At 71.1% G+C, this 23,509-nt stretch carries 26 protein-coding genes; 20 read left to right on the forward strand and 6 right to left on the reverse strand.

Going from position 1 to position 23,509, the window contains the following annotated elements; genetic code table 11:
* Nucleotides 1-12: 12 nt before the first annotated feature.
* The 9 genes from ABD067_RS13790 (at nt 13) to ABD067_RS13830 (ending at nt 7,403) form a co-directional block, all read left to right on the forward strand.
* Nucleotides 13-948 (forward strand): branched-chain amino acid ABC transporter permease, encoded by a 936-nt coding sequence (locus ABD067_RS13790; RefSeq protein WP_343895887.1) that lies wholly within the window; start codon nt 13-15, stop codon nt 946-948.
* Nucleotides 945-1,880 (forward strand): branched-chain amino acid ABC transporter permease, encoded by a 936-nt coding sequence (locus tag ABD067_RS13795; protein WP_343895888.1) that lies wholly within the window; start codon nt 945-947, stop codon nt 1,878-1,880. Before ABD067_RS13790 ends, ABD067_RS13795 begins: the two co-directional genes overlap by 4 nt.
* Nucleotides 1,877-2,653 carry an ABC transporter ATP-binding protein gene (locus tag ABD067_RS13800; protein ID WP_343895889.1) on the forward strand — a complete coding sequence of 259 codons (777 nt, stop codon included), beginning with the start codon at nt 1,877-1,879 and terminating at the stop codon, nt 2,651-2,653. The genes ABD067_RS13795 and ABD067_RS13800 overlap by 4 nt, the downstream gene beginning before the upstream one ends.
* On the forward strand, nt 2,646-3,323 hold the full coding sequence (locus ABD067_RS13805; protein ID WP_343895890.1) for an ABC transporter ATP-binding protein: 678 nt from the start codon (nt 2,646-2,648) through the stop codon (nt 3,321-3,323). The genes ABD067_RS13800 and ABD067_RS13805 overlap by 8 nt, the downstream gene beginning before the upstream one ends.
* Before the next feature lie 89 nt (nt 3,324-3,412).
* Nucleotides 3,413-4,024, forward strand: a complete 612-nt coding sequence (locus tag ABD067_RS13810) for a pyridoxamine 5'-phosphate oxidase family protein (protein WP_343895891.1) — start codon at nt 3,413-3,415, stop codon at nt 4,022-4,024.
* Nucleotides 4,025-4,129: 105 nt separating this feature from the next.
* Nucleotides 4,130-4,357, forward strand: a complete 228-nt coding sequence (gene rpmE / locus ABD067_RS13815) for a 50S ribosomal protein L31 (RefSeq protein ID WP_343895892.1) — start codon at nt 4,130-4,132, stop codon at nt 4,355-4,357.
* A gap of 189 nt (nt 4,358-4,546) precedes the next feature.
* A complete protein-coding gene (locus tag ABD067_RS13820) occupies nt 4,547-5,035 on the forward strand; it encodes an Hsp20 family protein (protein WP_343895893.1) in 489 nt (162 codons plus the stop codon).
* Nucleotides 5,036-5,172: 137 nt separating this feature from the next.
* Nucleotides 5,173-6,852, forward strand: a complete 1,680-nt coding sequence (ettA, locus tag ABD067_RS13825; RefSeq protein ID WP_343895894.1) for an energy-dependent translational throttle protein EttA — start codon at nt 5,173-5,175, stop codon at nt 6,850-6,852.
* A complete protein-coding gene (locus tag ABD067_RS13830; RefSeq protein ID WP_343895895.1) occupies nt 6,849-7,403 on the forward strand; it encodes a GNAT family N-acetyltransferase in 555 nt (184 codons plus the stop codon). The genes ettA and ABD067_RS13830 overlap by 4 nt, the downstream gene beginning before the upstream one ends.
* 14 nt (nt 7,404-7,417) lie before the next feature.
* On the opposite strand, the gene ABD067_RS13835 is transcribed toward ABD067_RS13830, so the two are convergent.
* Genes ABD067_RS13835 through ABD067_RS13850 form a run of 4 tightly spaced genes read right to left on the reverse strand, consistent with a single transcriptional unit; the run spans nt 7,418 to nt 11,904 of the window.
* Nucleotides 7,418-8,119: an NUDIX hydrolase gene (locus ABD067_RS13835; RefSeq protein WP_343895896.1), complete on the reverse strand. Its 702-nt coding sequence runs from the start codon at nt 8,117-8,119 to the stop codon at nt 7,418-7,420.
* Entirely contained in the window at nt 8,112-8,936 is an 825-nt protein-coding gene (locus tag ABD067_RS13840; RefSeq protein WP_343895897.1) for a nitroreductase family protein, read from the reverse strand. The genes ABD067_RS13835 and ABD067_RS13840 overlap by 8 nt, the downstream gene beginning before the upstream one ends.
* Nucleotides 8,933-10,999: an acetate--CoA ligase family protein gene (locus ABD067_RS13845; protein ID WP_343895898.1), complete on the reverse strand. Its 2,067-nt coding sequence runs from the start codon at nt 10,997-10,999 to the stop codon at nt 8,933-8,935. The genes ABD067_RS13840 and ABD067_RS13845 overlap by 4 nt, the downstream gene beginning before the upstream one ends.
* Nucleotides 10,996-11,904, reverse strand: a complete 909-nt coding sequence (locus ABD067_RS13850) for an SDR family NAD(P)-dependent oxidoreductase (RefSeq protein ID WP_343895899.1) — start codon at nt 11,902-11,904, stop codon at nt 10,996-10,998. The genes ABD067_RS13845 and ABD067_RS13850 overlap by 4 nt, the downstream gene beginning before the upstream one ends.
* A 133-nt stretch (nt 11,905-12,037) precedes the next feature.
* Between ABD067_RS13850 and ABD067_RS13855 the strand changes: the two genes are divergently transcribed.
* The 11 genes from ABD067_RS13855 (at nt 12,038) to ABD067_RS13905 (ending at nt 21,154) form a co-directional block, all read left to right on the forward strand.
* Nucleotides 12,038-12,811, forward strand: coding sequence for an ABC transporter ATP-binding protein (locus ABD067_RS13855; RefSeq protein ID WP_343895900.1), 774 nt, complete (start codon nt 12,038-12,040; stop codon nt 12,809-12,811).
* The gene (locus ABD067_RS13860) at nt 12,808-13,569 is read left to right on the forward strand and encodes an ABC transporter permease (RefSeq protein ID WP_343895901.1); all 762 of its coding nucleotides are present in this window, start codon (nt 12,808-12,810) and stop codon (nt 13,567-13,569) included. Before ABD067_RS13855 ends, ABD067_RS13860 begins: the two co-directional genes overlap by 4 nt.
* A 15-nt stretch (nt 13,570-13,584) precedes the next feature.
* A complete protein-coding gene (locus ABD067_RS13865) occupies nt 13,585-14,550 on the forward strand; it encodes an ABC transporter substrate-binding protein (protein ID WP_343895902.1) in 966 nt (321 codons plus the stop codon).
* A gap of 64 nt (nt 14,551-14,614) precedes the next feature.
* Nucleotides 14,615-15,085, forward strand: a complete 471-nt coding sequence (locus ABD067_RS13870) for an SUF system Fe-S cluster assembly regulator (RefSeq protein ID WP_343895903.1) — start codon at nt 14,615-14,617, stop codon at nt 15,083-15,085.
* Between the two features lie 8 nt (nt 15,086-15,093).
* The gene (gene sufB / locus ABD067_RS13875; protein WP_343895904.1) at nt 15,094-16,584 is read left to right on the forward strand and encodes a Fe-S cluster assembly protein SufB; all 1,491 of its coding nucleotides are present in this window, start codon (nt 15,094-15,096) and stop codon (nt 16,582-16,584) included.
* Complete coding sequence (sufC, locus tag ABD067_RS13880; RefSeq protein ID WP_343895905.1) at nt 16,584-17,330, forward strand: Fe-S cluster assembly ATPase SufC; 747 nt, start codon at nt 16,584-16,586, stop codon at nt 17,328-17,330. Before sufB ends, sufC begins: the two co-directional genes overlap by 1 nt.
* Complete coding sequence (sufD, locus tag ABD067_RS13885) at nt 17,327-18,628, forward strand: Fe-S cluster assembly protein SufD (RefSeq protein ID WP_343895906.1); 1,302 nt, start codon at nt 17,327-17,329, stop codon at nt 18,626-18,628. The genes sufC and sufD overlap by 4 nt, the downstream gene beginning before the upstream one ends.
* Entirely contained in the window at nt 18,628-19,902 is a 1,275-nt protein-coding gene (locus ABD067_RS13890) for an aminotransferase class V-fold PLP-dependent enzyme (RefSeq protein ID WP_343895907.1), read from the forward strand. Before sufD ends, ABD067_RS13890 begins: the two co-directional genes overlap by 1 nt.
* Complete coding sequence (sufU, locus tag ABD067_RS13895; protein WP_343895908.1) at nt 19,902-20,375, forward strand: Fe-S cluster assembly sulfur transfer protein SufU; 474 nt, start codon at nt 19,902-19,904, stop codon at nt 20,373-20,375. Before ABD067_RS13890 ends, sufU begins: the two co-directional genes overlap by 1 nt.
* Nucleotides 20,368-20,754: an SUF system Fe-S cluster assembly protein gene (locus tag ABD067_RS13900; protein WP_343895909.1), complete on the forward strand. Its 387-nt coding sequence runs from the start codon at nt 20,368-20,370 to the stop codon at nt 20,752-20,754. Before sufU ends, ABD067_RS13900 begins: the two co-directional genes overlap by 8 nt.
* Before the next feature lie 19 nt (nt 20,755-20,773).
* A complete protein-coding gene (locus ABD067_RS13905; protein ID WP_343895910.1) occupies nt 20,774-21,154 on the forward strand; it encodes a HesB/IscA family protein in 381 nt (126 codons plus the stop codon).
* Nucleotides 21,155-21,187: 33 nt separating this feature from the next.
* On the opposite strand, the gene ABD067_RS13910 is transcribed toward ABD067_RS13905, so the two are convergent.
* Entirely contained in the window at nt 21,188-22,165 is a 978-nt protein-coding gene (locus tag ABD067_RS13910; RefSeq protein ID WP_343895911.1) for an MBL fold metallo-hydrolase, read from the reverse strand.
* Between the two features lie 77 nt (nt 22,166-22,242).
* Nucleotides 22,243-23,508, reverse strand: a complete 1,266-nt coding sequence (locus ABD067_RS13915; RefSeq protein WP_343895912.1) for a class I SAM-dependent RNA methyltransferase — start codon at nt 23,506-23,508, stop codon at nt 22,243-22,245.
* Nucleotide 23,509 lies beyond the last annotated feature (1 nt).

Consider the following 23,509-nt stretch of genomic DNA (forward strand, 5'->3'; position numbering starts at 1 on the left):
GACGTGGCTGCGATGGGTGAATGGTTCGCCGAGAACGGGCTGCTGCTCGGCCTCGCCGGGCTGGACGGGCTGTCCTATGCGGCGCTCGTCTTCATGGTGGCGGTGGGGCTGAACCTGGTGTTCGGCGTGCTGCGCATCGTCAACGTGGCGCACGGCAGCCTCTTCGCCATCGGCGCCTACGCGGCCGCGTCCATCGGCCTGTTCTTCGCCGCGCGGGGCTTGCCGCCGGCGGCGGGCTTCGCGGCGCTGCTGCTGGGGGCGGCGCTGGTGGGCGGGCTGCTCGGCCCGGTGATCGAGCGTTTGGTGCTGCGCCGGGTTTATGGGCAGGAGGAGGTGCTGCAACTGCTCGTCACCTTCGCGCTCTTCATGATCCTGGAAGACGTGCAGAAGCTGGTCTGGGGCGTTCAGCCCGTGTCGCAGGACGCGCCGCTCAAGGCGCTCGGCACGGTGGAGGTGCCCTTCGGCGACGACACCATCCCGTTCACCGTCTACCAGCTCTTCGTGCTGCCCGGCGTGGCGCTGGCGACGCTGATCGGGCTCGCCTGGTTCCTGCGGCGGACGCTCACTGGCCGTGTGATCGTGGCCGTGACCACGGACAAGGAGGCGGCGACGGCGATGGGCATCGACGCCGCGAAGGTCACGCTGCTGACCTTCACCTTCGGCGCGGCGCTGGCGGCGCTGGGCGGCGCCCTGGCCTCGCCCACGACCTCCCTGGTGCCGGGCATCGGCGCCTCCACCATCGTCCTCTCCTTCGCGGTGGTGGCGACGGCGGGGCTCGGCCAGATCGAGGGCGCGGCGCTGACCTCGCTCCTGATCGGGCTGGGCCGCAGCGCCGCCGTGTACTTCGCGCCGGAGCTGGAGGTGGTGGTGCCCTACCTGATCATGGTGGCGGTGCTGCTGGTGCGGCCGCAGGGGCTGTTCGGCGTGGTGGAGACCCGGCGCGTATGATGAGCCGCCGCGCGGAGGCGTTGCTGGCTTTGCTGCTCGTCGCGGCGCTGGTGCTGGCCGCTTGGGCGGCGCCCTGGCTGCGCTTCGTGCTGACGGTGGCGCTGGCCCGCGGCCTCGCCGTGCTCGGCATCCTGCTGCTGCTCCGCGCTGGGCAGGTGAGCTTCGGGCACGCCATGTTCCTGGCCGCTGGCGCCTACACCGTGGCGTTCGCGGCGCCCGCCGTGCCGGAAACGCTGCTGCTGCTGCCCGCGGCGGCGCTGCTGTCCGGGCTTTCGGGTCTGCTGATCGGCCTGTTCGTGGTGCGCTACCGCGACATCTTCTTCGGGATGCTCAACCTCGCCCTCAGCATGGTCTTCTACTCAGTGCTGGAGAAGTTCTACTCCATCACCAAGGGCACGGACGGCATCCGCGTTCCGCCCTTGACCGTCGCCGGGGTCGAGCCGGGGCCGGAGGTGCAGGGGTGGATCATGTTCGGCCTCGCCCTCGGCTTGGCGCTCGCCTGCGCGGTGGGCGTGCGGGCATACCTCGCCTCGCCGATGGGGCAGGCCCTGGCCGGCATCAAGACGCGCGAGACGCGGCTGGAATTCCTCGGCGTGCCGGCGCGGCGCGTGCTGCTGTTCGCCTACGTGCTGTCGGCCGCCATGGGCGGCGCGTCGGGGGCGCTGATCGCCATGACGAGCCGGCACGTGACGCCGCAGCTCGCCTACTGGACCTCGTCGGGCGAGCTGATCTTCATCGGCATCCTGGGCGGCGCCGGCAGCGCGCTCGGCCCCTTTCTCGGCGCCCTGGCCTTCGAGCTGGTGCGCGTCTACGCCGCGGCGGCGGTGGCGGACGCGTGGCAGATGATCCTGGGCGCTGTGCTGCTGGCGGTGATCCTGTTCGCGCCCGGCGGGCTGGTCGGCATCCTGTCCAAGCGGCGAGGCCGGGCGTGACGGCGCCGCCTTTGCTGTCCGCCCGCGGGCTCCGCCTCGCCTTCGGCGGCGTCAAGGCGGCGGACGGCATCGACCTCGACGTGATGCCGGGCGAGTTCCTCGCCATCATCGGCCCGAACGGCGCCGGCAAGACCACCTTCATCAACATGACCACCGGCTACCTGCGCCCGCAGGCCGGCGCCATCGAGTACGAGGGCCGGCCGATCCTCGGCCTCGCGCCGCGCGCCATCGTGCGCCGGGGCATCGGCCGCTCCTTCCAACTCCCGCAACTCTTCGCCGAGCACACGGTGCTGGAGAACGCGGCGCTCGCGATCGCGGCGCGCGTCGGCATCTGGTCGCCGCTGACGCCCCTGCTGCGGCCCGGCTTCCGGAAGGAGGCGGTGGAGCTGCTGGCGCGCTTCGGGCTGGAAGGCGTCGCCGAGGCGCGCGCCGACGCGCTGAACGAGGGCGCGCGCAAGCTGGCCGACATCGCCATGGCGGTGGCGCTGGAGCCGCGCCTGCTGCTGATGGACGAGCCCACCTCCGGCGTTGCCGCATCGGAGAAGATGGGCGTGGTGGAGACGCTGGTGCGGGTGCTGCGCGAGGCCGGCGTGACCGCCGTGTTCGTGGAGCACGACATGGACGTGGTGGCCCGCTTCGCCGACCGGGTCGCGGTGTGGAGCCAGGGGCGCATCCTGGCGCTCGGCCCGCCCGGCGAGATCCTGGCCGACCCGGTGGTGCGGCGCGAGGTCATCGGCATCGAGGCCGCCGGGGCGGCGCCCGCGCATGGCTGACGGCGCCGGGACCATGCTGGAGCTGGACGGCGTTTCGGCGGACATCGCCGGGGTGCCGGTGCTGCGCGAAGTCCACCTGCGCGTTCCGGCCGGAGGGCGCGTCGCCCTCATCGGGCGCAACGGCGCCGGCAAGACGACGACCTTGCGCACGCTGATGGGGCTGCTGCCGCTGCGGCAAGGCCGGGTGCTGATCGACGGGAGCGACGCCACCGCCGCGCCGGCCCACCACCGCCCGCGCATGGGGATTGGCTACGCCCCCGAGGAGCGGCGGCTCTTCGGCAGCTTTTCCGTGCGGGAGAACATGGTGCTGCCCGCGGAGGTGCTGCGGCTGACTGCGGCGGAGACGCGGCGGCGCCTGGACTCGGTGTTCGAGTTGCTGCCCGAGCTGAAGGACCTCGCGCCCCGCCGCGCCGCCGGATTGTCGGGAGGCCAGGGCAAGATGGTGGCGCTCGGGCGGGCGCTGATGGTGGGCACGCGCGCGGTGCTGCTGGACGAGCCGTTCCAGGGCCTCGCCCCGGCGCTGGCGCAGCGCTACGCCGAGGCGCTGAAGCGCCTGCACCTCGCGCTGCCTGACGTCGCCATCCTCATCACCGAGAGCAACCCGGAGCTGCTGCGCCCGCTAGTGGAGGCGACCTTCGTGATCGAGCGCGGGGAGATCGCGCCGGCCTGACCGGGCGGTCCGGGATCGTCCGGTTGACCGCGCCGCCCACGCCCGCGAGGGTGCGGCCCGTCCGTCACGCCCCGGAGCGAGTGCGCGCCATGTCCGTGATCCGTAGCGTCGAGGAACTGGAGGCGATCTACGGCAAGCCCGTCGAAGCCTCCATCGTCAAGGAGGTGGACCGGATCACCCCGCATTACCGGCGGCTGATTGAAGCGTCGCCCTTCTTCGTGCTCGCCACCAGCGGGCCGGAAGGGCTGGACTGCTCGCCCCGCGGCGACCGGCCGGGCTTCGTGCGGCTCGCCGACGAGCGCACGCTGATGTTGCCGGACCGGCGCGGCAACAACCGGGTTGACTCGCTCAGGAACATCGTCCGCGATCCGCGGGTGGCGCTGCTGTTTCTCATACCCGGCTCCGGCACCACCCTCCGGGTCAACGGTCGCGCGCACCTGGAAACCGACCCCGACCTGCTCGCCTCCTTCGCGGTGGAGGGGAAGGCGCCACGTTCCGTTATCGTGTTCCGGGTGGAGTCGATCTACTTCCAATGCGCCCGTGCGGTCCTGCGCGCCGACCTGTGGAACCCGGAAAACCGGGTCGCGCCGGATGGATTGCCGAGCCCCGGGAGCATCCTCGCCGCGCTCAGCGCCGAGAAGGTCGGCGGCGAAGGCTACGACCGGGAGTGGCCGGAGCGGGCGCGGAAGAGCATGTGGTAGGGCGCCGCCGCCGGCGCGCGGAGATTGCGGCCGTGGACGCTCTGGGATATGGAGGGCGCCCCCGCGGCCGGTCGGCATCGGCTGCCCATCTTTCGCGAGCGCGCCATGAAGCCCGACATCCATCCGGAATACCACGAGATCAACGTCGTCATGACCGATGGCACGCAATTCAAAACGCGATCCTGCTACGGCAAGCCGGGCGACACGTTGCGGCTCGATATCGACCCCAAGTCCCACCCGGCCTGGACCGGCGTGCAGCGCATCCTCGACACGGGCGGACAGGTGGCGAAGTTCAACAAGAAGTTCGCGGGCATCGGCGCACGGAAAAAGTAAGCGCTAACAGCAGCTTGCTGTGCGGCGCCGCCCCCTTGAACCCGGGGCGGCGCTTTCCAATTTCAGCCCTGTCCGAAGCGCCTTGACGGGGCTTCGGGCGCGGCCCTCGTTCCCGGTGCCCTTTACGGGGTCGGGTCGCGGTGGCCGCCGGTGACAACGGACCTTGCTTTCCCAGGAGGTTCACGGGCTATGAACACCCTTGACTTTTCGCCTTTGTTCCGCACCGCCATCGGCTTCGACCGTTTGGCGCGCATGCTCGAGACGGCGCGCACCGCGCCCGACTCGCAATCCTACCCGCCCTACAACATCGAGAAGACCGGTGAGGACAGCTACGTCCTGACCATGGCCGTCGCGGGTTTCGGCCCGGACGACATCGAGGTCGTGGCGCGGGAGAACACCCTGACCGTGTCCGGCCGCGCGCCGCAGAACGAGGAGGGCCGCGCCTTCCTGCACCGTGGCATCGCCGGCCGCGCCTTCGAGCGCCGGTTCGTGCTCGCCGACCACATCGTGGTGGAGGGCGCGACCATGGAGAACGGCCTGTTGCAGCTCAGCTTGAGGCGCGTGGTGCCGGAGGCGCTGAAGCCCCGTCGCATCGCCGTGCAGGCCGGCCGCCCGTTGACGGTCGACCAGCAGCCGGCGCTGGCCAACGAGCAGGGCGAGCAGGCCAAGGCGGCCTGACCGTCCAACGGTCCGAACGGCGCGACACGGGCCGGCGGGAACACCCGCCGGCCTTTTTCCTTTCCGGGCGCGGGTTCCCGCTGCCGGCGCCCGTCGCTAGATAGCCCCCGAACCCGACGCCACAGGATCGCAGCCCAATGGCCGCCCACCAGTATGTCTATGTCATGAAGGACCTCACCAAGGCCTATCCGGGCGGGCGCGAGGTCTTCAAAGGCATCACCCTATCCTTCCTGCCGGACGCGAAGATCGGCGTGCTCGGCCCGAACGGCGCCGGCAAGTCGACGCTGATGCGCATCATGGCGGGCCAGGACACGGAGTTCGGCGGCGAGGCCTGGGCCGCGCCCGGCGCGCGCGTCGGCTACCTGCCGCAGGAGCCGCACCTCGACCCGGACAAGACGGTGGGCGAGAACGTCATGGAGGCGTTCGTCGCGCTCCGGGCCGACCTCGATCGGTTCAATGAGATCAGCGCCAAGTTCGCCGAGGAGATGTCCGAGGACGAGATGAACGCGCTGCTCGCCGAGCAAGCTGAGTTGCAGGAGAAGATCGACGCGGGCAACGGTTGGGAGATCGACCGCACGGTGGACATCGCGCTCGACGCGCTGCGTTGCCCGCCGGCCGAGAGCCCGGTGACGAACCTGTCGGGCGGCGAGCGGCGGCGCGTGGCGCTGTGCCGGCTGCTGCTGGAGAAGCCCGACCTGCTGCTGCTGGACGAGCCGACCAACCACCTCGACGCCGAGAGCGTGGCGTGGCTGGAGAAGACGCTGCGCGACTACACCGGCGCCGTGCTCATCGTCACCCACGACCGCTACTTCCTCGACAACGTCACCGGCTGGATCTTGGAAGTGGACCGCGGCCGGGGAATCCCATACCAGGGCAACTACTCCGCCTACCTCGACCAGAAGCGCAAGCGGCTCCATCAGGAGGAGCGCGAAGAGAGCGCGCGCCAACGCCAACTAGCCGAGGAGCAGGAGTGGATCGGTCGCTCGCCCTCCGCCCGGCAGGCCAAGAGCAAGGCGCGCATCGCCGCCTACGAGGATTTGCTGGCGAAGAGCCAAGAGAAGGCGCCGGACCCGACCGAGATCGCCATCCCGCCCGCGCCGCGCCTTGGCAACACCGTCATCGTCGCCGAGGACGTGCGCAAGGGCTATGGCAACCAGCTGCTGATCGACGAGCTGAGCTTCAAGCTGCCGCCCGGCGGCATCGTCGGCGTGATCGGGCCGAACGGCGCCGGCAAGTCCACGCTGTTCCGGATGATCACGGGCGGCGAGAAGCCGGACGCTGGCACGCTCACGGTGGGCGAGAGCGTCAAGCTCGGCTACGTGGACCAGAGCCGCGATTCGCTGCGGGACGACCGCACCGTCTGGGAAGAGATCTCGGACGGCATGGACCAGATCACCATCGGCAAGCGGACCGTGCCGTCGCGCGCCTACGTCGCCGCCTTCAACTTCAAGGGCGCGGACCAGCAGAAGCGGGTCGGCGTGCTTTCGGGCGGCGAGCGCAACCGCGTGCACCTGGCGAAGATGCTCAAGCGCGAGCACAACGTCATCCTGCTGGACGAGCCGACGAACGACCTCGACGTGGACACGCTGCGTTCGCTGGAGGACGCGTTGGAGGATTTCGCCGGCTGCGCCGTCATCATCAGCCACGACCGCTGGTTCCTGGACCGTTTGGCGACCCACATCCTCTCCTTCGAGGGCGACAGTCACGTCGAGTGGTTCGAGGGCAACTACCAGGCCTACGAGGCGGACCGTAAGCGCCGCTTGGGCACCGCGGCGGACCAGCCGCACCGGATCAAGTACCGGCCGCTCACCCGGTGACGGCGGGAACCGGCGACGAGCGGCGCCCGCAGTTCGCGGCCCCGCCGCCGCCGGCGGTGCGCATCGTGCGGACGGAGCGGCTGATGCTGCTGCCGGTGGGGTTCGAAAACCTGCCGGAGCTGGTGCGGCTGAAGGCCGACCCGCGCGTCTTCTCCGCCATGCTGCACGGCGTCCGCACACCGGAGAGGACGCGGGAGGAGCTGGAGGACGACATCGACTTCTGGCAGGTGCGCGGCTACGGCACTTGGTGCGTCCACTCGCTGGCGGACGAGAGCTTTCTCGGCATCGCGGGGCTGATGGAGCGGCCGGACGGGCGCGGGGTGGCGTTGCGCTTCGCGCTGTGGCCGGAGGTGCGTGGCCAGGGCTACGCGCGCGAGGCGGCGGGGGCGGCGCTCGCCTTCGGGCACCGCGCCGGGCTGGCGCGCATCATCGCCGTGGCGCGCGAGACCAACACCGCGTCCCGCGCCGTGCTCACCGACATCGGCATGAAGCCGTGCGGCGAGTACCCTTACCAGGGCCACCGGATGCTGGTGTTCGAGAGCTTGGCCTGACCGCCCGTCTGCGGTCACAGCTCCGGCAGGCGGTTGTCCATGCCGCGGAAGCAGATCAGCTCCCGCGCTTCGCGCTCGGCGGGCGACATGGCCAGCCAGCTCCCGAATTCGACCAGGATCTTCGCGGTGATAGCGGCGAGCCTGTGTTCGTGGGTTTCGTTCAGCGCGAAGAAACGCAGTTCCTCCAGCTCACCAGAGCCCCGCATGGTGCCGCCCGCTGACTCGGCCTGCGCGATCAGGAAACGCGCGTTGAAGCGGATCGGCATCGCCGCCGGCGTCACCGCGCGGCACAGGTAATCGAGCGCGCCGAGGTCGGGCAGGAGCCTGCTTCCGTCCAGCCGACCGAGAGCGAGGCCCGTCTCTTCCAGCAACTCGCGCGCCGCCGCGACGCCGAGCGCGCGTGCCAGCCCCGGCGTGGCTCGGCGTTCCAGGCAGGCGCGGGTGAACGCGGGGAGGTCGCCGGAGGCCGGCGCGTCGTGGTCCTCGCGGTCGACGCGGCCGCCGGGGAAGACGAGTACGTTCGGCATGAAGCGGTGCCGGGCGTGGCGCAGTCCCATCAGCACTTCCGCGCCGTGTGGGCCGTCGCGCCATAGGATCAGGCTCGCCGCGTCGTGCGGGCGTGCGGGCCGGGCGGTCCCGGCGCGCGGTCCGTCGCCCTCGGCGCCGCCGGGGTTGTCGGCGGTCGGGTCCAGGTCGGGCGCGTGACGGTCAGTCAAGCGAGACGCCGCGCAGCCGCAGCCAAGCGCGGAAGCCGAAGCGCTCCGGCACGGAGAGTTGTCGTGCGGCGTTCTCGCTCCAAAGGCACCCCTCCGGACGTGGGCCATGAATTTCGGGGTAGCGCGGCTTCGCCGGCGGGCGCAGCGCGTCGTAAGCGGGGAGCGCCGCTTCGAGGCCGCCGTCGTCGTAGCGCTCGCGGTGCACCACCACGGATTGGGGCAGGCGCGGGGAGGGGGTGTTGCGCGCGGCGGGCCAGCCCAGCGTGAGGCCCGCCACCGGGAACACGCCGCGCGGCAGGCCCAGGAGTGGCGCGACCCGCTCCACGTGGTTCCGAACGTAGGACACCGGGCAGGTGCCGAGGCCGGCCATCTCGGCGGCCAGGGTGAAGTGCGCCATGGCCAGCGCCGCGTCGGCGGCCGCGTTGAGGAAGGTGTCCGCGTTGTCGTTGGCGTGCTCCAGGCCGCGCAGTTCGCAGATGCGCCGCCCGCGCCGGATGTCGCCGCAGAAGAACAGGAAGGCCGGCGCTTCCTTGATCCAGGGCATGGTGCCGATCCAGTCCGCGACGGCGGCGATCTTCGCGGGGTCCTCAACGACGACGATCGAATACTGCTGCAGGTCCGATTTGCTCGGCGCCGACTGCGCCGCCGCGAGCAGCGTGCGGAGCACCGGTTCCGGCACCGGCTCCGGCCGGTAGCGGCGCGTCACGCGGCGGTCGAGGATGGAGGCGAGGCCCGACGCCATCCCGTCAGGCGGGGCGAAGTCCGGCTCCGTGCCGTAGCGGGCGCGCAGCAGCGCGGCGGCGTCCTCCCCGGTCATGCGTGCACCGCCCACGCGTCGGCGACGGTGATGCCGGCGCCCTCCGGACCGATGATGGCCGGGTTCACTTCGGCTTCCGCCACATCGCCGCTGGCCGCGAGGCGCGACAGGCACGCCACGGCACGCGCGACGGCTTCGAGGTCGCCGCGCGGCAATCCGCGCCAGCCGGCGAGAGCCCGCAGGCCCTTCACCTCGGCGACCATCTCCCGCGCTTCCTCCATGCCCACCGGGGCGGGCCGGAGCGAAACGTCGCGGAACAGCTCCGCCAGGACGCCGCCCGTGCCGAGCATCACCACCGGCCCGACTTCCGGGTCGCGGCGGAAGCCGATGATGGCTTCGCCCAAACCCCGCGCCATGGGTTGCACCAGGAAGCCCGTGAGCCGCGCGTCCGGCGCCGCGCGGGCGACGCGTTCGCGCATGGCTTCCGCTTCCCGCTTCAGCGCCGCCGCGTCAGCGATGCCGAGGCGCACGCCGCCCAGTTCGGTCTTGTGGGCGAGGTCGGGCGAGAGGATCTTCAGCGCCACCGGCCAGGAGATGCCGCCCGGGTCGTCATCCGGGGAGCGCAGCACGGCGAAGCCGCTCGGCAGCCCCAACGCGGCCAGCAACCGGCGCGCGTCCGCCTCGTCCGGCCGCTCGGGCAAACCGTGCGAGAAGGGCTCGGCCGGCGCGACCTCCCGCGGCATGCACCACTCGCACCAGGCACGCACGCAGTCAGCGGCGGACTCCGGCGTGCGGAAGGCGGCGATGCCTGCCTCCGCGAGCAGCCGCAGGGACTGGTCCGCCTGCGGCACCAGGAAGGCCGAGACTGGCTTGGGGTTGCCGGCCGCGCGCGCGGCATCGTGCGCGCGCACGATGCCCTCCACCGAATCGCCCGGCCGGAATTGCGCGGAGGAGCCGATCACCGCAAGGGCGAGGTCGGTGTCCTCCGCCGCGAGCAGGGCGCCCAGCGCCGACGCCACGCGCTCCGGCTTGGTGCCGGCCAGGGTCACGTCCAGCAGGCGTCCGCCGTGTTGCGGGAAGCCGGCCGCGTCCAGCGCCGCCGCCGCCGCGGCGTCCGGCGGGCGCGCTTCGACGCCTGCCACGCCGAGGCAGTCCACGGCCATGGCGCCGCCCCCGCCGGTCGTCGTCATCACGCCGGCGGCGCGGCGCGGACGGGGCAGGGGCGTGCGGCCGACCAGGAGCGCCGGTAGTTCCAGCAATCCTTCCAAAGTGTGGGCGCGGGCGATGCCGAGTCGGCGGAAGAAGGCATCCGCCGCGGCGTCTGTACCGGCCAGCGCGCCGGTGTGGCTGGCCGCGAGTTCCGCGCCGTAGGGGCTGCGGCCGAGCTTGTAGGCGACCACCGGCTTGCCCGCCGCGTGGGCTTGGCGCGCGAGGCCGGCGAACAGCTCCGGCCGGCGGATCGCCTCCAGGAACAGCAGGATCGCGTCCACCTGCGGGTCGTCCACCAGCAACGCCGCCACCTCGGCCGCGGAGAGGTCGGCCTCGTTGCCGGTGCCGACCAGGTGGGAGAAGCCGATGCCCCGCGCTGCGCCACGCGACATCAGCGCGCCCATCATGGAGCCGGATTGCGACACCAGCGCCAGCCGGCCGGCGGGAAGCTCGTCCGCTTCCAGCGCCGCGTTCACGCTGCACGCGATCCGCGCGTTGAGATTCACCACGCCCATGGAGTTCGGGCCGAGTAGGCGCAGCCCCGCCCCGCGCGCCGCGGCGACCAAGCGGGCCTGGAGCGCGGCGCCGTCCGGTCCCGCTTCGGCGAAGCCGTCGGCCAGCACGCAGGCGGCGGGGACGCCCTTGGCCGCCACCGCTTCCACCGCGCCTTCCACCTGCGGCGTGTTGAGCAGGATGTAGGCGAAGTCCACCGTGCCGGGGATGTCGGCGACGGACGGGTAGGCCCGCTCGCCCAGCACCTCCGCCTCGCGTGGATGCACGGGCAGGATGTCGCCCGCGAACCCGTGCTTGCGCAGGTAGATCTGCGCCCGCGCCGTCAGCCGCGAAGGGTCCGACGACGCGCCGACGAGGGCGATCCGCCGCGGCTCGAACAGCGCGCGGCGGAGTTGGATCACACCGGGTCCCAGGAAAGCACCTCGCCGCTGCGGTCCAGCGGCATGAAGGAGGGGCGGAGCGCCGGCAGGGCGATCTCGGCGATCTTCTCCGGCGTCCAGCCGTCGGCGCTGTGGATAGAGCGGATCGGCCGGCTCTGGCTGAACAGGAACAGCTCGTTCATGCGCGGCCCGAAGACCTGTCCGGAGACCTCCCGTGCCGCGTCGGAGGCCAGGAACACCGCCAAAGGCGCGTTCTTCTCCGGCCCCATGCGCATGATCTTCTCGACCCGCGCCTTCTGCTCCGGGGTCTCGGCCGGGATGGAGGAAGTCATCCGGCTCCAGGCGAAGGGCGCGAGGCAGTTGGAGCGCACGTTGTAGCGCTTCATGTCCAGCGCGATGGACTTGGACAGCGCCACTATGCCGAGCTTCGCCGCCGAGTAGTTCGCCTGCCCGAAGTTGCCGATCAGGCCGGAGGTGGAGGTGATGTGGACGTAGGCGCCGCTCTCCTGCTTGCGGAAGTGCGTGGCGGCGTGGCGCGACATGTAGAAGCTGCCGTTCAGGTGGACGCCGATGACGCTGTCCCACTCTTCTGGCGACATCCGGTGGAAGATCTGGTCGCGCAGGATGCCGGCGTTGTTCACCACGATGTCGATGCGGCCGAAATGGTCCAGCGCCGATTGGACGATCTTGCCGGCGCTGTCCCAGGACGCGACGCTGTCGGTGCTGATCTCGGCCTGCCCGCCGCGCTGCTCGATGATCTGCTTGGTCTGCTGCGCAGGGGTGGCCGACTGGCCTTCGCCCGACAGGCTGGCGCCGATGTCGTTGATGATGACCTTGGCGCCGGCGAGCGCCATGTGGATGGCGATCTCGCGGCCGACGCCGCCTCCCGAGCCGGTGACGACCGCGACCTTGCCTTCGAGCATCATGGCGTTTCTTCCCTCCGCGACGGTATTCCGATCGTTCTAGCTTCGCCGCCCCGGCGCGTGAAGCCGCGCCCGATTTGCCGGCCCGGCCACGCGTGCCGCATAACGATGCGGCGGCGGAGGGAGCGGGTCGGACTTGGCGCAGCTTTCCTTGCAGGGCGTGGGCAAGACGTTCCGCGGGCGCGCCGGCGCGTGGGAGGCCGTGCGCGAGGTCTGCCTCGACATCGCCGAGGGCGAGTTCCTGTGTCTGCTCGGCACATCCGGCTGCGGCAAGACCACGGTGCTCAACATGGTGGCGGGCTTCGAGGCGCCGACGGCGGGGCGCATCCTGCTCGACGGCCGGGAGGTGGCGCGGCCGGGCGCCGAACGGGGCGTCGTGTTCCAGGGCCAGGACAGCTTGTTCGACTGGCTTTCCGCGCTCGACAACATCGCCTTCGGCCTCCGCCTGCGCGGCGTCGGGCGCCGCGAACGGCGCGAGGCGGCGCGGCGCTACCTCGACATGGTGGGCCTCGGCGGCCAAGGCGCCAAGCACCCGGCCGAGCTCTCGGGCGGGATGAAGCAGCGCATCCAGATCGCCCGCGCCCTGGCGAACGACCCGCGCATCCTGCTGATGGACGAGCCCTTCGGCGCGCTCGACGCCATGACCCGCGCCGGCCTGCAAACCGAGTTCTCCCGCATCTGGCGGGCCACGGGCAAAACGGTGCTGTTCATCACCCACGACATCGAGGAAGCCTGCGCCCTGGCCACCCGCGTCGCGGTGATGACGCGCGGCCCGGGAGGGCGCATCAAGGCCGTATTGCCCGTGGACCTGCCGTTCCCGCGCGACCGCACCTCGGACGCCTTCATGGCGGTGTTCCGCGAGGTCCACGCCCTCATCCACGCCGAGATCGCGGGGCAGGGGGCGGCTTGAACGGGCGCGCGGCCACGGCGCTCGGCTACCTCGCCGGTTTCGCCCTCCTCTTCATCGTGTGGCACGTCGCGGCGACGCTGCTGGTCCGCTCCGCCCTGTTCCCGCCGCCCTGGCCGGTGCTGGAGCGGGCGGTGGCGCTGGTGGAGGACGGCATCCTCCAGGAGCAGGTGGCCGCCAGCCTGCGCCGCATCCTCCAGGGTTTCGCCATCGGCAGCGCCATCGGGGTGCCGCTGGGACTCGCCATCGGTTCGTTCCGCCTGGTGCGCGTGCTCCTGGAGCCCTGGACCGAGTTCTTCCGCTTCATCCCGGCGGTCGCCATGATCACCGTCTCGGTGATCTGGTTCGGCATCGGGGAGGAGAGCAAGGTCTTCCTCATCGCCTACACCACCGTCTTCGTCGTGGTGATCGCGACCGCGGCCGGGGTGGGCGCCGTGGCGCGGGACAAGGTGCGCGCCGCGCAGTGCCTGGGCGCCAGCCGGGCGCAGGTCTTCGCCCTGGTGGCGCTGCCCGCCACGGTGCCGCACATCCTGACCGGGATGCGGCTGGCGATGGCGAATTCCTTCGTCACCATCGTCGCGGCGGAGCTGGTGGCGAGCAACGACGGGCTCGGCAAGATGCTCTGGGACGCGCGGCTCTTCATGCAAGTCGAGGACGTCTTCGTGGCGCTGGTGGCCCTCGGCGCGCTCGGCTTCCTCTCCGACAGGGCCTTCCGCCTCGCCATCCGCGCCTTCGCCGGGCGCTTCAACCCGACCATGTGAGGGAGTGCCCGACCCATGCCGAGCCGAACCGTCGCCCGCCGCTCCGTCCTCGCCGCGCCCGCCCTCGGGCTCGCCATGCCGGCGCGCGCCCAGGGCGCGGCCAAGATGACGATCGCAACCGGCGTGGACCCCTCCTTCGCGCCGTTCTACGTCGGCCGGGAGGGCGGCTTCTTCCAGCGGAACGGCCTGGACGTCACGGTGAACACCGGCCCCTCCGGCAGCGCCATGGTGGCCTTCCTCATCGGCAACCAGATCCAGAGCGCCTACGGCGCCGAGCAGGCCGGCGTCTCCGCGCACCTCGTGGACCACGCGGTCGTGGCGGTGGCGGAGGGCACGGCCCTGCTGCGCTGGATCAGCGTGCTCGGGCGCGGCGTGGAGAGCATGGAGGCGCTGAAGGGCAAGCGCGTCGGGGTGGCCCGCGGCACGGGCAGCGAGACCTTCTGGCTTTCCGTGCTGGACAAGCTGAAGCTGGACGCCGGCGACTACACCGTAGTGAACGTCGAGGCGCCGGAGATGGTCGCGGCGCTGGAACGCGGCAACATCGACGCCTTCGCCGTGTGGGAGCCCTGGCCGACCCGCGCGATGCGCGCCATCCCCGGCACGCGCATCCTGGTCAACAACGAAACAATCCAGGTCGTCCGCAACTACGTCTACATGAACCGCGGCTGGGTGGAGGCGAACCGCGACACCGCCACCCGCTTCCTGCGCGCCCTGGTGGAAGCGACGGCCTTCATCGAGAGCGACCGGGAGGAGGCGGCGCGGCAGGTCGCGCGGTTCTTGCGGCAAGATCGCGGCTTGGTGGCGGAACTGATGGGAAAGGTCGGGTACCGCATGGACCTGACGGCCGATTCGGTGGCGAACGTCCAACTCGCCATAGACCAGCTTCGTGGCATGGGCCGGCTTGCGAAGGAGGTGACGCCGGCCCAGGTGATTTGGCCCGACGCCTTGCGCGCCGCGGCCCCGGATCGGGTGAAAATCTAGACTCGCCAGGGGCTTCAAATCGGACCGCAAAGGTCCTATTTATCCGTCAACGAGGAGGCAAGCCGTGCTCAGGCTTTCCAAGTTGACGGACTACGCCGTGGTGGTGCTCACCCGTTTGGCGCGCGACGGCGCGACCCCGTCGGGGCCGGTGCAAACCGCCCTCAGCCTCGCCGCGGATACCGGCATCGCCGAGCCGACCGTTGCGAAGGTGCTCAAGATCCTGGCTCAGGCCGGGCTGGTCGAAGGGGTGAGGGGGCCTCGCGGCGGCTACCGCTTGGCCCGTCCCCTCGCCGCCGTGCCGCTGTCGGAGATCATCGTCGCCATCGACGGCCCGATCGCCCTCACCGCTTGCGTCGACGGCGGCATGGGCGGTTGCGAAGCCGAGGCCATCTGCCCCGTCCGGGGTCGTTGGGACCCGGTGAACGACGCCATCCGCCGCGCCCTGTCCGGGATCACGCTGGCCGACCTCACGCTGCCCTCGCCGTGCCGGCGCCCCGCCGCGCCCGCCGCCCCCATCCACGCTCTTGCCGAGTAGGACACCCGATGCCCGCCGTTTCCGAGACCATAGAAGCCGTCCAGTCCGTCACCGAGGGCGCCTACAAGTGGGGCTTCCACACGGATATCGAGATGGACTACGCCCCGAAGGGGCTCAACGAGGACATCGTCCGCTTCATCTCCGCCAAGAAGAACGAGCCCGCGTGGCTGCTCGAATGGCGGCTCAAGGCCTACCGCATGTGGCTGAAGATGGAGGAGCCGCGCTGGCCCGCCGTTTCCTACCCGCCCATCGACTACCAGGACGCCTACTACTACGCGGCGCCCTCCAAGCCCGCGCCCAAGAGCTTGGCCGAGGTCGATCCCGAGTTGCTGCGCACCTACGAGAAGCTCGGTATCCCGTTGAAGGAGCAGGCTTGGCTCGCCGGCGTGCAACCCGAGCCGGGCGAGGAGCGTGAGCGGTTGCCGATCGCGGTGGACGCGGTGTTCGACAGCGTGTCCGTCGCCACCACCTTCAAGGAGCGGCTGGCCAAGGAGGGCATCATCTTCTGCTCCATCTCCGAGGCGGTGCACAACCATCCGGAACTGGTGCGTGAGTACCTGGGCTCCGTCGTGCCGCAGGGCGACAACTTCTTCGCCGCGCTGAACAGCGCCGTCTTCACCGACGGCAGCTTCGTCTACATCCCGAAGGGCGTGCGCTGCCCAATGGAGCTGTCCACCTACTTCCGCATCAACGCCAAGAGCACCGGCCAATTCGAGCGGACGCTGATCATCGCCGAGGAGGGCAGCCACGTCTCCTACCTGGAGGGCTGCACCGCGCCCATGCGCGACGAGAATCAGCTCCACGCCGCGGTGGTCGAGCTGGTGGCGATGGACGACGCCACCATCAAGTACAGCACGGTGCAGAACTGGTACCCGGGCGACTCCGAGGGCCGGGGCGGCATCTACAACTTCGTCACCAAGCGCGCCCACTGCCGCGGCGCCCGCTCCAAGGTGAGCTGGACGCAGGTGGAGACCGGCTCGGCCATCACCTGGAAGTACCCGTCCTGCGTGCTGGTCGGCGAGGACAGCGTGGGCGAGTTCTACTCGGTGGCCATCACCAACAACCGCCAGCAGGCCGACACCGGCACCAAGATGATCCACGTCGGCAAGCGCACGCGGAGCACCATCGTCTCCAAGGGCATCTCGGCCGGGCGCGGGCAGAACACCTACCGCGGCTTGGTGAAGGTGGCGCCGGCGGCTTCGGGCGCGCGCAATTTCACCCAGTGCGACTCCTTGCTCATCGGTGACCGGTGCGGCGCGCACACGGTGCCTTACATCGAGAACCGCTGCATGACGGCCAAGGTGGAGCACGAGGCGACCACCAGCCGCATCGCCGAGGACCAGCTCTTCTACTGCCGCCAGCGCGGCCTTTCCGAGGAGGACGCGGTCGGCCTCATCGTCAACGGCTTCTGCCGCGAGGTGCTGAAGGAGCTGCCGATGGAGTTCGCGGTCGAAGCGCAGAAGCTTTTGCAGATCAGCCTCGAAGGGAGCGTCGGTTGATGTTGAAGATCGAGGGGCTGAGCGCGGAGATCGACGGCAAGCCGATCCTGAACGGGATCGACCTGGAGGTGCCGCAAGGCGAGTTGCACGCCATCATGGGCCCGAACGGTTCGGGCAAGTCCACTTTGTCCTACGTCCTCGCTGGGCGCGAGGGCTACGAGATCACGGGCGGTTCCGTGACCTTCGACGGCCACGACCTGCTGGCGATGGAGCCGGAGGAGCGTGCCGCGGCCGGCCTGTTCCTCGCCTTCCAGTATCCGGTGGAGCTGCCGGGCGTCGGCAACGCCAACTTCCTCCGCACGGCGCTGAACGCGCTGCGCCGTTCCAAGGGCGAGCCGGAGCTGGACGCCATGCAGTTCCTCAAGGTGGCGCGGGAGCGGATGCGCGCCCTCTCCATGCCGGAAGACATGCTGAAGCGCGGCGTCAACGTCGGATTCTCCGGCGGCGAGAAGAAGCGCAACGAAATCCTCCAGATGGCGCTGCTCAACCCGCGCATGGCCGTGCTCGACGAAACCGACAGCGGCCTCGACATCGACGCGCTCCGGATCGTGGCCGACGGCGTGAACGCCATGCGCGGCCCGGGCTTCTCGGCGCTGGTCATCACCCACTACCAGCGGCTGCTCGAGTACATCGTGCCCGACCGGGTCCATGTGCTGGTCAACGGCCGCATCGCAAAGAGCGGCGGGCCGGAGCTGGCGAAGGAGCTCGAAGTCTCCGGCTACGGGTCCGTGCAGGCTGCGGCATGACGGCGATGCAGCAAAAGGGCGCCGAAGGCTTCCTGCACCGCTTCGAGGGCCTACGCGAGCGCCTGCCCGGCGCGCGCCTGCCCTGGGCGGCGGCGCTGCGCGACAACGCGGCGGAGGCGTTCCGCGCGTCCGGTCTGCCGACCCGGCGGCTTGAGGCATGGCGCTACACCGACCTTCGCGCTGTCTCCGAGGCCGGCTTCGACGAGCCGCTGACCGCGCTGGACGAGGCGTCCGGCCTCCCCCCAATGCATGGTGAAGCCCGCGCCGTGTTCGTGGACGGCCGCTCGCGCGCGGACCTGTCGAGGTTGGATGGCGTCGGCTTCGCCGCGCAGAGCTTGGCCGCCAATCTGCGGGAAGCGGAAGGCCGGCTCGGCGCCCTGTGCCGGCCGGATGAGCAGCCGCTTGCCGCATTGAACACCATGCTGTTCGAGGACGGGCTGGTGGTGACGGTGCCGGCGGGGATGTCCGGCGGCGTTCTGGATATGCTCTCCCTGGCGTCGCCTACGGAACGCCCCTCCGCCTTCCATCCACGCCACTTGGTCCGGTTGGAGGCGGGCGCCAGCCTCACCCTCATCGAAACCGCCACCGGCCCGGAAGGGGCGCGCTACTTGCACAACCCGGTCTTCGAGATCGAGGTGGGTGAGGGCGCGACCTTCATCCACGCCCGCTTGCAGCAGGAAGGTGCGCAGGGCTTCCAGCTTTCCACGGTGTACGCGCGCGTTGCCGCCGGCGGCACCTACGACAACTTCACGCTCAACGCCGGCGGCAAGCTCGTGCGGAACGAGATCCACGCGGAGCTGGCCGGCCCCAAGGGCGCCTGCCACATGAACGGCGCGCAACTCCTCGGGCCAGGCCAGCACGCGGACACCACCACCTTCCTCGACCACGCCGCGCCCGATTGCGCCAGCCGGCAGACCTACAAGACGGTGCTGTCCGGCAAGTCCCGTGGCGTGTTCCAGGGCAAGATCCTGGTGCGGCAGCCGGCGCAGCGCACGGACGGCTACCAGATGAACCAGGCGCTGTTCCTGTCGCCGGACGCCGAGATCGACAGCAAGCCGCAGCTCGAGATCTACGCCGATGACGTGAAGTGCAGCCACGGCGCCACGGTGGGCGAGCTGGACGCCGAGCAGCTCTTCTACATGCGCGCCCGTGGCATCCCCGAGTCGCAGGCCCGCGCCATGCTGGTCGAGGCCTTCCTGGCCGAAGCGGTGGAAGGCGTGTCCGATCCTATCGCGCGCGGCGCGCTGGAGGCGGCGGTCGCGGGCTGGTGGGACCGGCGGTTGAAGGAAGCAGCTTGATGGACGGACGTTTCACCTCCTCCGACACCGCCGCCGCCGCCGCTGCCGGCGGCTTCGACGTCGCGCGCGTCCGCGAGGACTTCCCCATCCTCTCGCAAACCATCCGCGGCAAGCCTTTGGTGTTCCTGGATAGCGCCGCCTCCGCGCAGAAGCCGCGGCAGGTGATTTCCGCCATGGTCGGCTGCATGGAGACGGCCTACGCCAACGTCCACCGCGGCGCTTACCGGCTGAGCGAGCAGGCGACGGACGCCTACGAGGCCGCGCGCGCCGCCGTGGCCCGGTTCCTCGGCGCCGGCGACGCGCGCGAGGTGGTCTTCACCCGCAACAGCACGGAAGCGATCAACCTCGTCGCCCACAGCTACGGGCGGGGGGTGATGCGCCCGGACCGGGCGGTGCTCATCAGCGAGATGGAGCACCACGCCAACATCGTGCCCTGGCAGATGCTGCGGGACGAGCGCGGCGTGGAGCTGCGCGTCTGCCGCGTGACCGAGGCGGGCGAGCTGGACCTCGGGGATCTCGCCGCCAAGCTGGCGGACGGCAAGGTCGGGCTGGTCGCGGTCACGCACATGAGCAACGCGCTCGGGACCGTCACCCCGGCCGAGCGCATCGCCTCCATGGCGCACGAGGCCGGCGCCCTGGTGCTCTTCGACGGCAGCCAAGCCGCCGTCCACCGGCGCGTGGACGTGCAGGCGATCGGCGCCGACTTCTACGTCTTCACCGGCCACAAGCTCTACGGCCCGACCGGCATCGGCGTGCTCTGGGCGCGGGCGGAGCTGCTGGACCGGATGCCGCCCTTCCTCGGCGGCGGCGAGATGATCGCCTCCGTCACCTTCGAGAAGACCGAGTGGGCGCCGTTCCCGGCGAAGTTCGAGGCCGGCACGCCGCCGATCATCGAATCCGTGGGGCTGCGCGCCGCCATCGACTACGTCTCCGCCGTCGGCATGCCCGCAGTGGAGGCGCACGAGCGGAGGCTGGTGAACCACGCCATGCGGCGCCTGTCCGACGTGGAAGGGCTGACGGTGCTCGGCCGCGCGCAGGACCGCGGCGGGGTGTTCTCCTTCGCGCTGGACAACGCGCACCCGCATGACCTCTCCACCCTGCTCGACCGCGCCGGCATCGCCGTGCGCGCCGGGCGCCACTGCGCCGAGCCGCTGCACGCGCGCTTCGGCCAGGAGGGCGGCACCTGCCGCGCGAGCTTCGGCCTCTACACCACGGCGGAGGAGGTGGACACGCTCGTGGAGGCGCTGGTGAAGGCCCGGGAGTTCTTCGCCTGATGTTCGACGACCTGCGCGACCTCTACCAGGAGGTCATCCTGGACCACGGGCGCAAGCCGCGGAATTTCCGCCGGCTGGAAGGCGCGAGCCGCACCGCCCGCGGCGACAATCCGCTCTGCGGCGACCGGATGGAGCTGTTCGTCGACCTGTCGCCGGAGGGGCGCATCGCCGACGCCGCCTTCCAGGGCCGCGGCTGCGCCATCTCCATGGCCAGCGCCTCGCTGATGACGGAGACCGTCAAGGGCAAGACGCAGGCCGAAGCCACCGAACTCTCCAACAAGTTCCGCGAACTCGCCATGAGCGGAAACTGCCCCGAGTGCGGCGCTTCGCTCGCCGACGAGATGGAGCGTTTGCAGCCGCTCGCCGGCGTCCACGAGTTCCCGAGCCGCGTGAAGTGCGCGACCCTCGCGTGGCACACCCTCAACGCCGCCCTGGCGGAGGACGCCCAGCAAAGGACCGCGACCAGTGAGTGAAAACAGCGCTCCCTCCCCGGCCGCCGCGCACGGCGCTTGGACCCCGGAAGGCGAGGTGCCCCCGCCCGCGCCGCAGCGTCCCGGCGAGGACACCATCGTCTCCATGCTGAAGACGGTGTTCGACCCAGAGATCCCGGTCGACATCTTCGAACTGGGCCTGATCTACGCGGTCGAGATCGCCGATGACGGCAAGGTCAAGGTCGAGATGACCCTGACCACCCCCTCGTGCCCCTCGGCGCAGGAACTGCCGGCCCAGGTGGAGGAAGCGGTGCGGATGGTGCCCGGCGTCGCCGACGTCGAAGTCGAGGTGGTCTGGGATCCGCCCTGGGACCAGAGCCGCATGAGCGAGGACGCACGCCTCGCTTTGAACATGTTCTGACCGGAGACTGCTCCGCACCATGAGCACGACCACCGACACACACGCCGCGACGCCTCGCTCCAAGCGGGCCCTGCCGCCGCTGATGCAACTGACCGACGGCGCCGCCGAGCGCCTGCGCGCCCTCTACGCCGCCGGCGAGGAGGGCAAGCTCCTCCGCATCGGCGTGAAGACCAAGGGCTGCTCCGGCATGGCGTACGACCTATCCTGGGCGGACGCGCCGGCGTCGACCGATGAGCGCGTCACGGACAAGGGCGTCACGGTCCTAGTGGACCGCAAGGCCAGCCTGTTCCTGATCGGGACGGTGATGGACTACGAGGTGAAGGCGATGTCCGCCGGCTTCACCTTCACCAACCCGAACGAGAAGGGCCGCTGCGGCTGCGGCGAGAGCTTCCACGTCTGACGCCAGCCCTCGCCGCCGTGCCGTGGCGGTAGGTCAGGCGCCGGAAGGCACCAGCCGGTAGCCCGTACCCGCCTTCTCCACCCGGCCGGTCGCCGGGAAGGGGAAGTGGTAGCCCACCACCGTCATCCGCTCCGTCGCCGCACGCTCCAGCAGCTTCTTGCGGGTTTCCACGGCCTGCGCCGGGTCCATGTCGAACATCGGGTACCACTCGGGATTCGCCATGAACAGCGCGGGCGTGGTGATGGCGTCGCCGATGACGAGGCACTGCGCGGCGCCGTCGGCGATCAAGAAGCTCACGTGGCCGGGGCTGTGGCCGCGCGTGTCGAGCGCGGTGACGCCCGGCGCGACCTCCGCGCCCGGCCGGAACCGTTCCACCTTGTCGGCGTAAGGCGCGAAGCGCCGCCGGGCGTTGGCGAAACCGGGTTTGCGTGCTTCGGAGGCGCGCGCCTCCTCGCCGGTGTCGTTCCAGAACGTCCACTCGGCTTCCGGCACCTTGATGGCCGCGTTCGGGAAAGCCGGCGTCCCGTCCGGCGCGAGAAGGCCGCCGACGTGGTCGCCATGGAAGTGCGAGATCACCACGGTTCTGACGGCGGCCGGGTCGTAGCCCGCGGCCCGCATGGCGGCCGGCATCTGACCGGTGCCAGGCGGCGCGCCCTGGCCGAAGCCCGTGTCGAGCAGCACCAGCCCGGCGCGCGTCTGCACGGCCGTCTGGTTGTAAGGGTTGTCGAGGCCCGGCCCGGGCGTCCCGGCCGCGGCGAGCGCGGCGGACACCGATTCCGCCGACACGCCCGGAACGAATCCCTGGGTCGCATCGGCGCGGCGGTTCGAACCGTCCTGCACAATGGCGACCGGTAGCGAGCCGACCGTCATCTTGTGGAATTTCGGCGCGGCCGGCGGGGCTGCGGCCGACGCCGCCGGTTGCTGCTGCTGCGCCGAAGCGCCGCGGACGAGCGCCGGCGCGGCGAGCGCCGTCGTCGCGGCTAGGATGAAGCTGCGTCGCTCCGAAACCATGATCTCGCGATCCCTCCCGAGTCGTGCGCCGCTTCGCGCGCGGCCAAGGCACAAGCTACGCACGATCCGCGCCGTTGTCACAGCGCAAAGGCGACAACGGCCTCCAGGTGGGGCGACCACAGGAACTGGTCCACGGGCACCGCGGACACCACACGGTAACCCGCTCCCTTCAAGGTCTTCGCGTCCTGCGCGAGCGCCGCCGGGTTGCAGGACACGTAGACCACGCGCGGCACGCGCCCCCGCGCCAACAAAGGCACCTGTTCCGGCGCGCCGCCGAACGGCGGGTCCAGCACCACGGCCGCAAAGGGCTTCAGCTCCGCCGGCAAGAGGGGCTGCCGGACGAGGTCGCGGCGCACCGCCTTGATCCGTGCGCCCGCCCGCCCAGCGGCCGCCTCCAGAGCGCCCACCGCCCCCACCGAGGCTTCGTAGGCGTTGACCCGGGCGCGCTCGGCCAGGGCGAAGCTCAACGTGCCGACACCGGCATGGAGTTCGGCGATCGCAGCACGGCCCGGCAGGCGCTCCGGCAACCCGGCCAGCACCGCTTCGCGGGTCGCGGCCTCACCGGCCGGACTCGCTTGCAGAAAGGCGCCTGGGGGAGGGTGGACGGCCGCTCCGCCGAAGCGGATGGCGGCGGGGCCGTGCTGGGCCGCGACCTCCGGGGCCCGATCGCCAAGGGCCCAAGCGACACGCGGGACGCCGTGCGCGGCGGCGAAGGCGGCGAGCTTGGCCCGCGCCGGGGCGTCCAGCGCGCCGTCGGTGCGCAGCAGCAAGTCCGGCCCGGTGTCGAGCAGGTTCACCACCGCCGACCCTTCCCGCCGCAAGGCGGGCAACCCGCGCAACAGGTCGCGGAGCGGACCGAACAAGGAAACCAGCCGCGGGTCCAGCACCTCGCAGGTTTGGAGGTCCAGGACCGTCCTGCCGACGCGCGCATGGAAACCCAAAGCCACACGGCCGTCCGGCCGCCGGCGCAGCGCCAGATCCGCCCGGCGGCGGGCTCGGGGCGGGGTGCGGACGAGGGGAGCCACTGGGACTTCCGCGAAGCCGGCGCGCGACAGCGCTTCGACCAGCTTGCCGTGCTTCCATTCGGCGTAGGGCACGTCCGCCCAGTGCTGGAGGGCGCAGCCGCCGCAAGCCGCGAAGTGCGGGCACGGCGGCTCGACGCGGTCCGGGCTGGCGCGGAGCACGGCTTCCGGCTCGGCCAACCGGCCGCCGCCCCGCTTGCCCAGGTCGCGGACGGCCAGCGTCTCTCCCGGCAGGCTGCGCGGCACGAAGCACGGGCCGCCGTCCGGCATGCGCGCGAGTCCATCGCCGGCGGCGCCGAGCGCGGTCACGGCCAGTTCCATC

This window comes from Craurococcus roseus (genome assembly GCF_039523795.1).
In the GTDB taxonomy this organism is placed as follows: Bacteria; Pseudomonadota; Alphaproteobacteria; order Acetobacterales; family Acetobacteraceae; genus Craurococcus; species Craurococcus roseus.

Bases quoted from the DNA above. Each gene is read 5' to 3' on its own strand.
- ABD067_RS13790 (WP_343895887.1), top strand. From the start codon at position 13: ATGGGTGAATGGTTCGCCGAGAACGGGCTGCTGCTCGGCCTCGCCGGG.
- ABD067_RS13795 (WP_343895888.1), top strand. From the start codon at position 945: ATGATGAGCCGCCGCGCGGAGGCGTTGCTGGCTTTGCTGCTCGTCGCG.
- ABD067_RS13805 (WP_343895890.1), top strand. From the start codon at position 2,646: ATGGCTGACGGCGCCGGGACCATGCTGGAGCTGGACGGCGTTTCGGCG.
- ABD067_RS13810 (WP_343895891.1), top strand. From the start codon at position 3,413: ATGTCCGTGATCCGTAGCGTCGAGGAACTGGAGGCGATCTACGGCAAG.
- rpmE (WP_343895892.1), top strand. From the start codon at position 4,130: ATGAAGCCCGACATCCATCCGGAATACCACGAGATCAACGTCGTCATG.
- ABD067_RS13820 (WP_343895893.1), top strand. From the start codon at position 4,547: ATGAACACCCTTGACTTTTCGCCTTTGTTCCGCACCGCCATCGGCTTC.
- ettA (WP_343895894.1), top strand. From the start codon at position 5,173: ATGGCCGCCCACCAGTATGTCTATGTCATGAAGGACCTCACCAAGGCC.
- ABD067_RS13840 (WP_343895897.1), bottom strand. From the start codon at position 8,936: ATGACCGGGGAGGACGCCGCCGCGCTGCTGCGCGCCCGCTACGGCACG.
- ABD067_RS13850 (WP_343895899.1), bottom strand. From the start codon at position 11,904: ATGATGCTCGAAGGCAAGGTCGCGGTCGTCACCGGCTCGGGAGGCGGC.
- ABD067_RS13865 (WP_343895902.1), top strand. From the start codon at position 13,585: ATGCCGAGCCGAACCGTCGCCCGCCGCTCCGTCCTCGCCGCGCCCGCC.
- sufB (WP_343895904.1), top strand. From the start codon at position 15,094: ATGCCCGCCGTTTCCGAGACCATAGAAGCCGTCCAGTCCGTCACCGAG.
- sufC (WP_343895905.1), top strand. From the start codon at position 16,584: ATGTTGAAGATCGAGGGGCTGAGCGCGGAGATCGACGGCAAGCCGATC.
- sufD (WP_343895906.1), top strand. From the start codon at position 17,327: ATGACGGCGATGCAGCAAAAGGGCGCCGAAGGCTTCCTGCACCGCTTC.
- ABD067_RS13890 (WP_343895907.1), top strand. From the start codon at position 18,628: ATGGACGGACGTTTCACCTCCTCCGACACCGCCGCCGCCGCCGCTGCC.
- sufU (WP_343895908.1), top strand. From the start codon at position 19,902: ATGTTCGACGACCTGCGCGACCTCTACCAGGAGGTCATCCTGGACCAC.
- ABD067_RS13905 (WP_343895910.1), top strand. From the start codon at position 20,774: ATGAGCACGACCACCGACACACACGCCGCGACGCCTCGCTCCAAGCGG.
- ABD067_RS13910 (WP_343895911.1), bottom strand. From the start codon at position 22,165: ATGGTTTCGGAGCGACGCAGCTTCATCCTAGCCGCGACGACGGCGCTC.
- ABD067_RS13915 (WP_343895912.1), bottom strand. From the start codon at position 23,508: ATGGAACTGGCCGTGACCGCGCTCGGCGCCGCCGGCGATGGACTCGCG.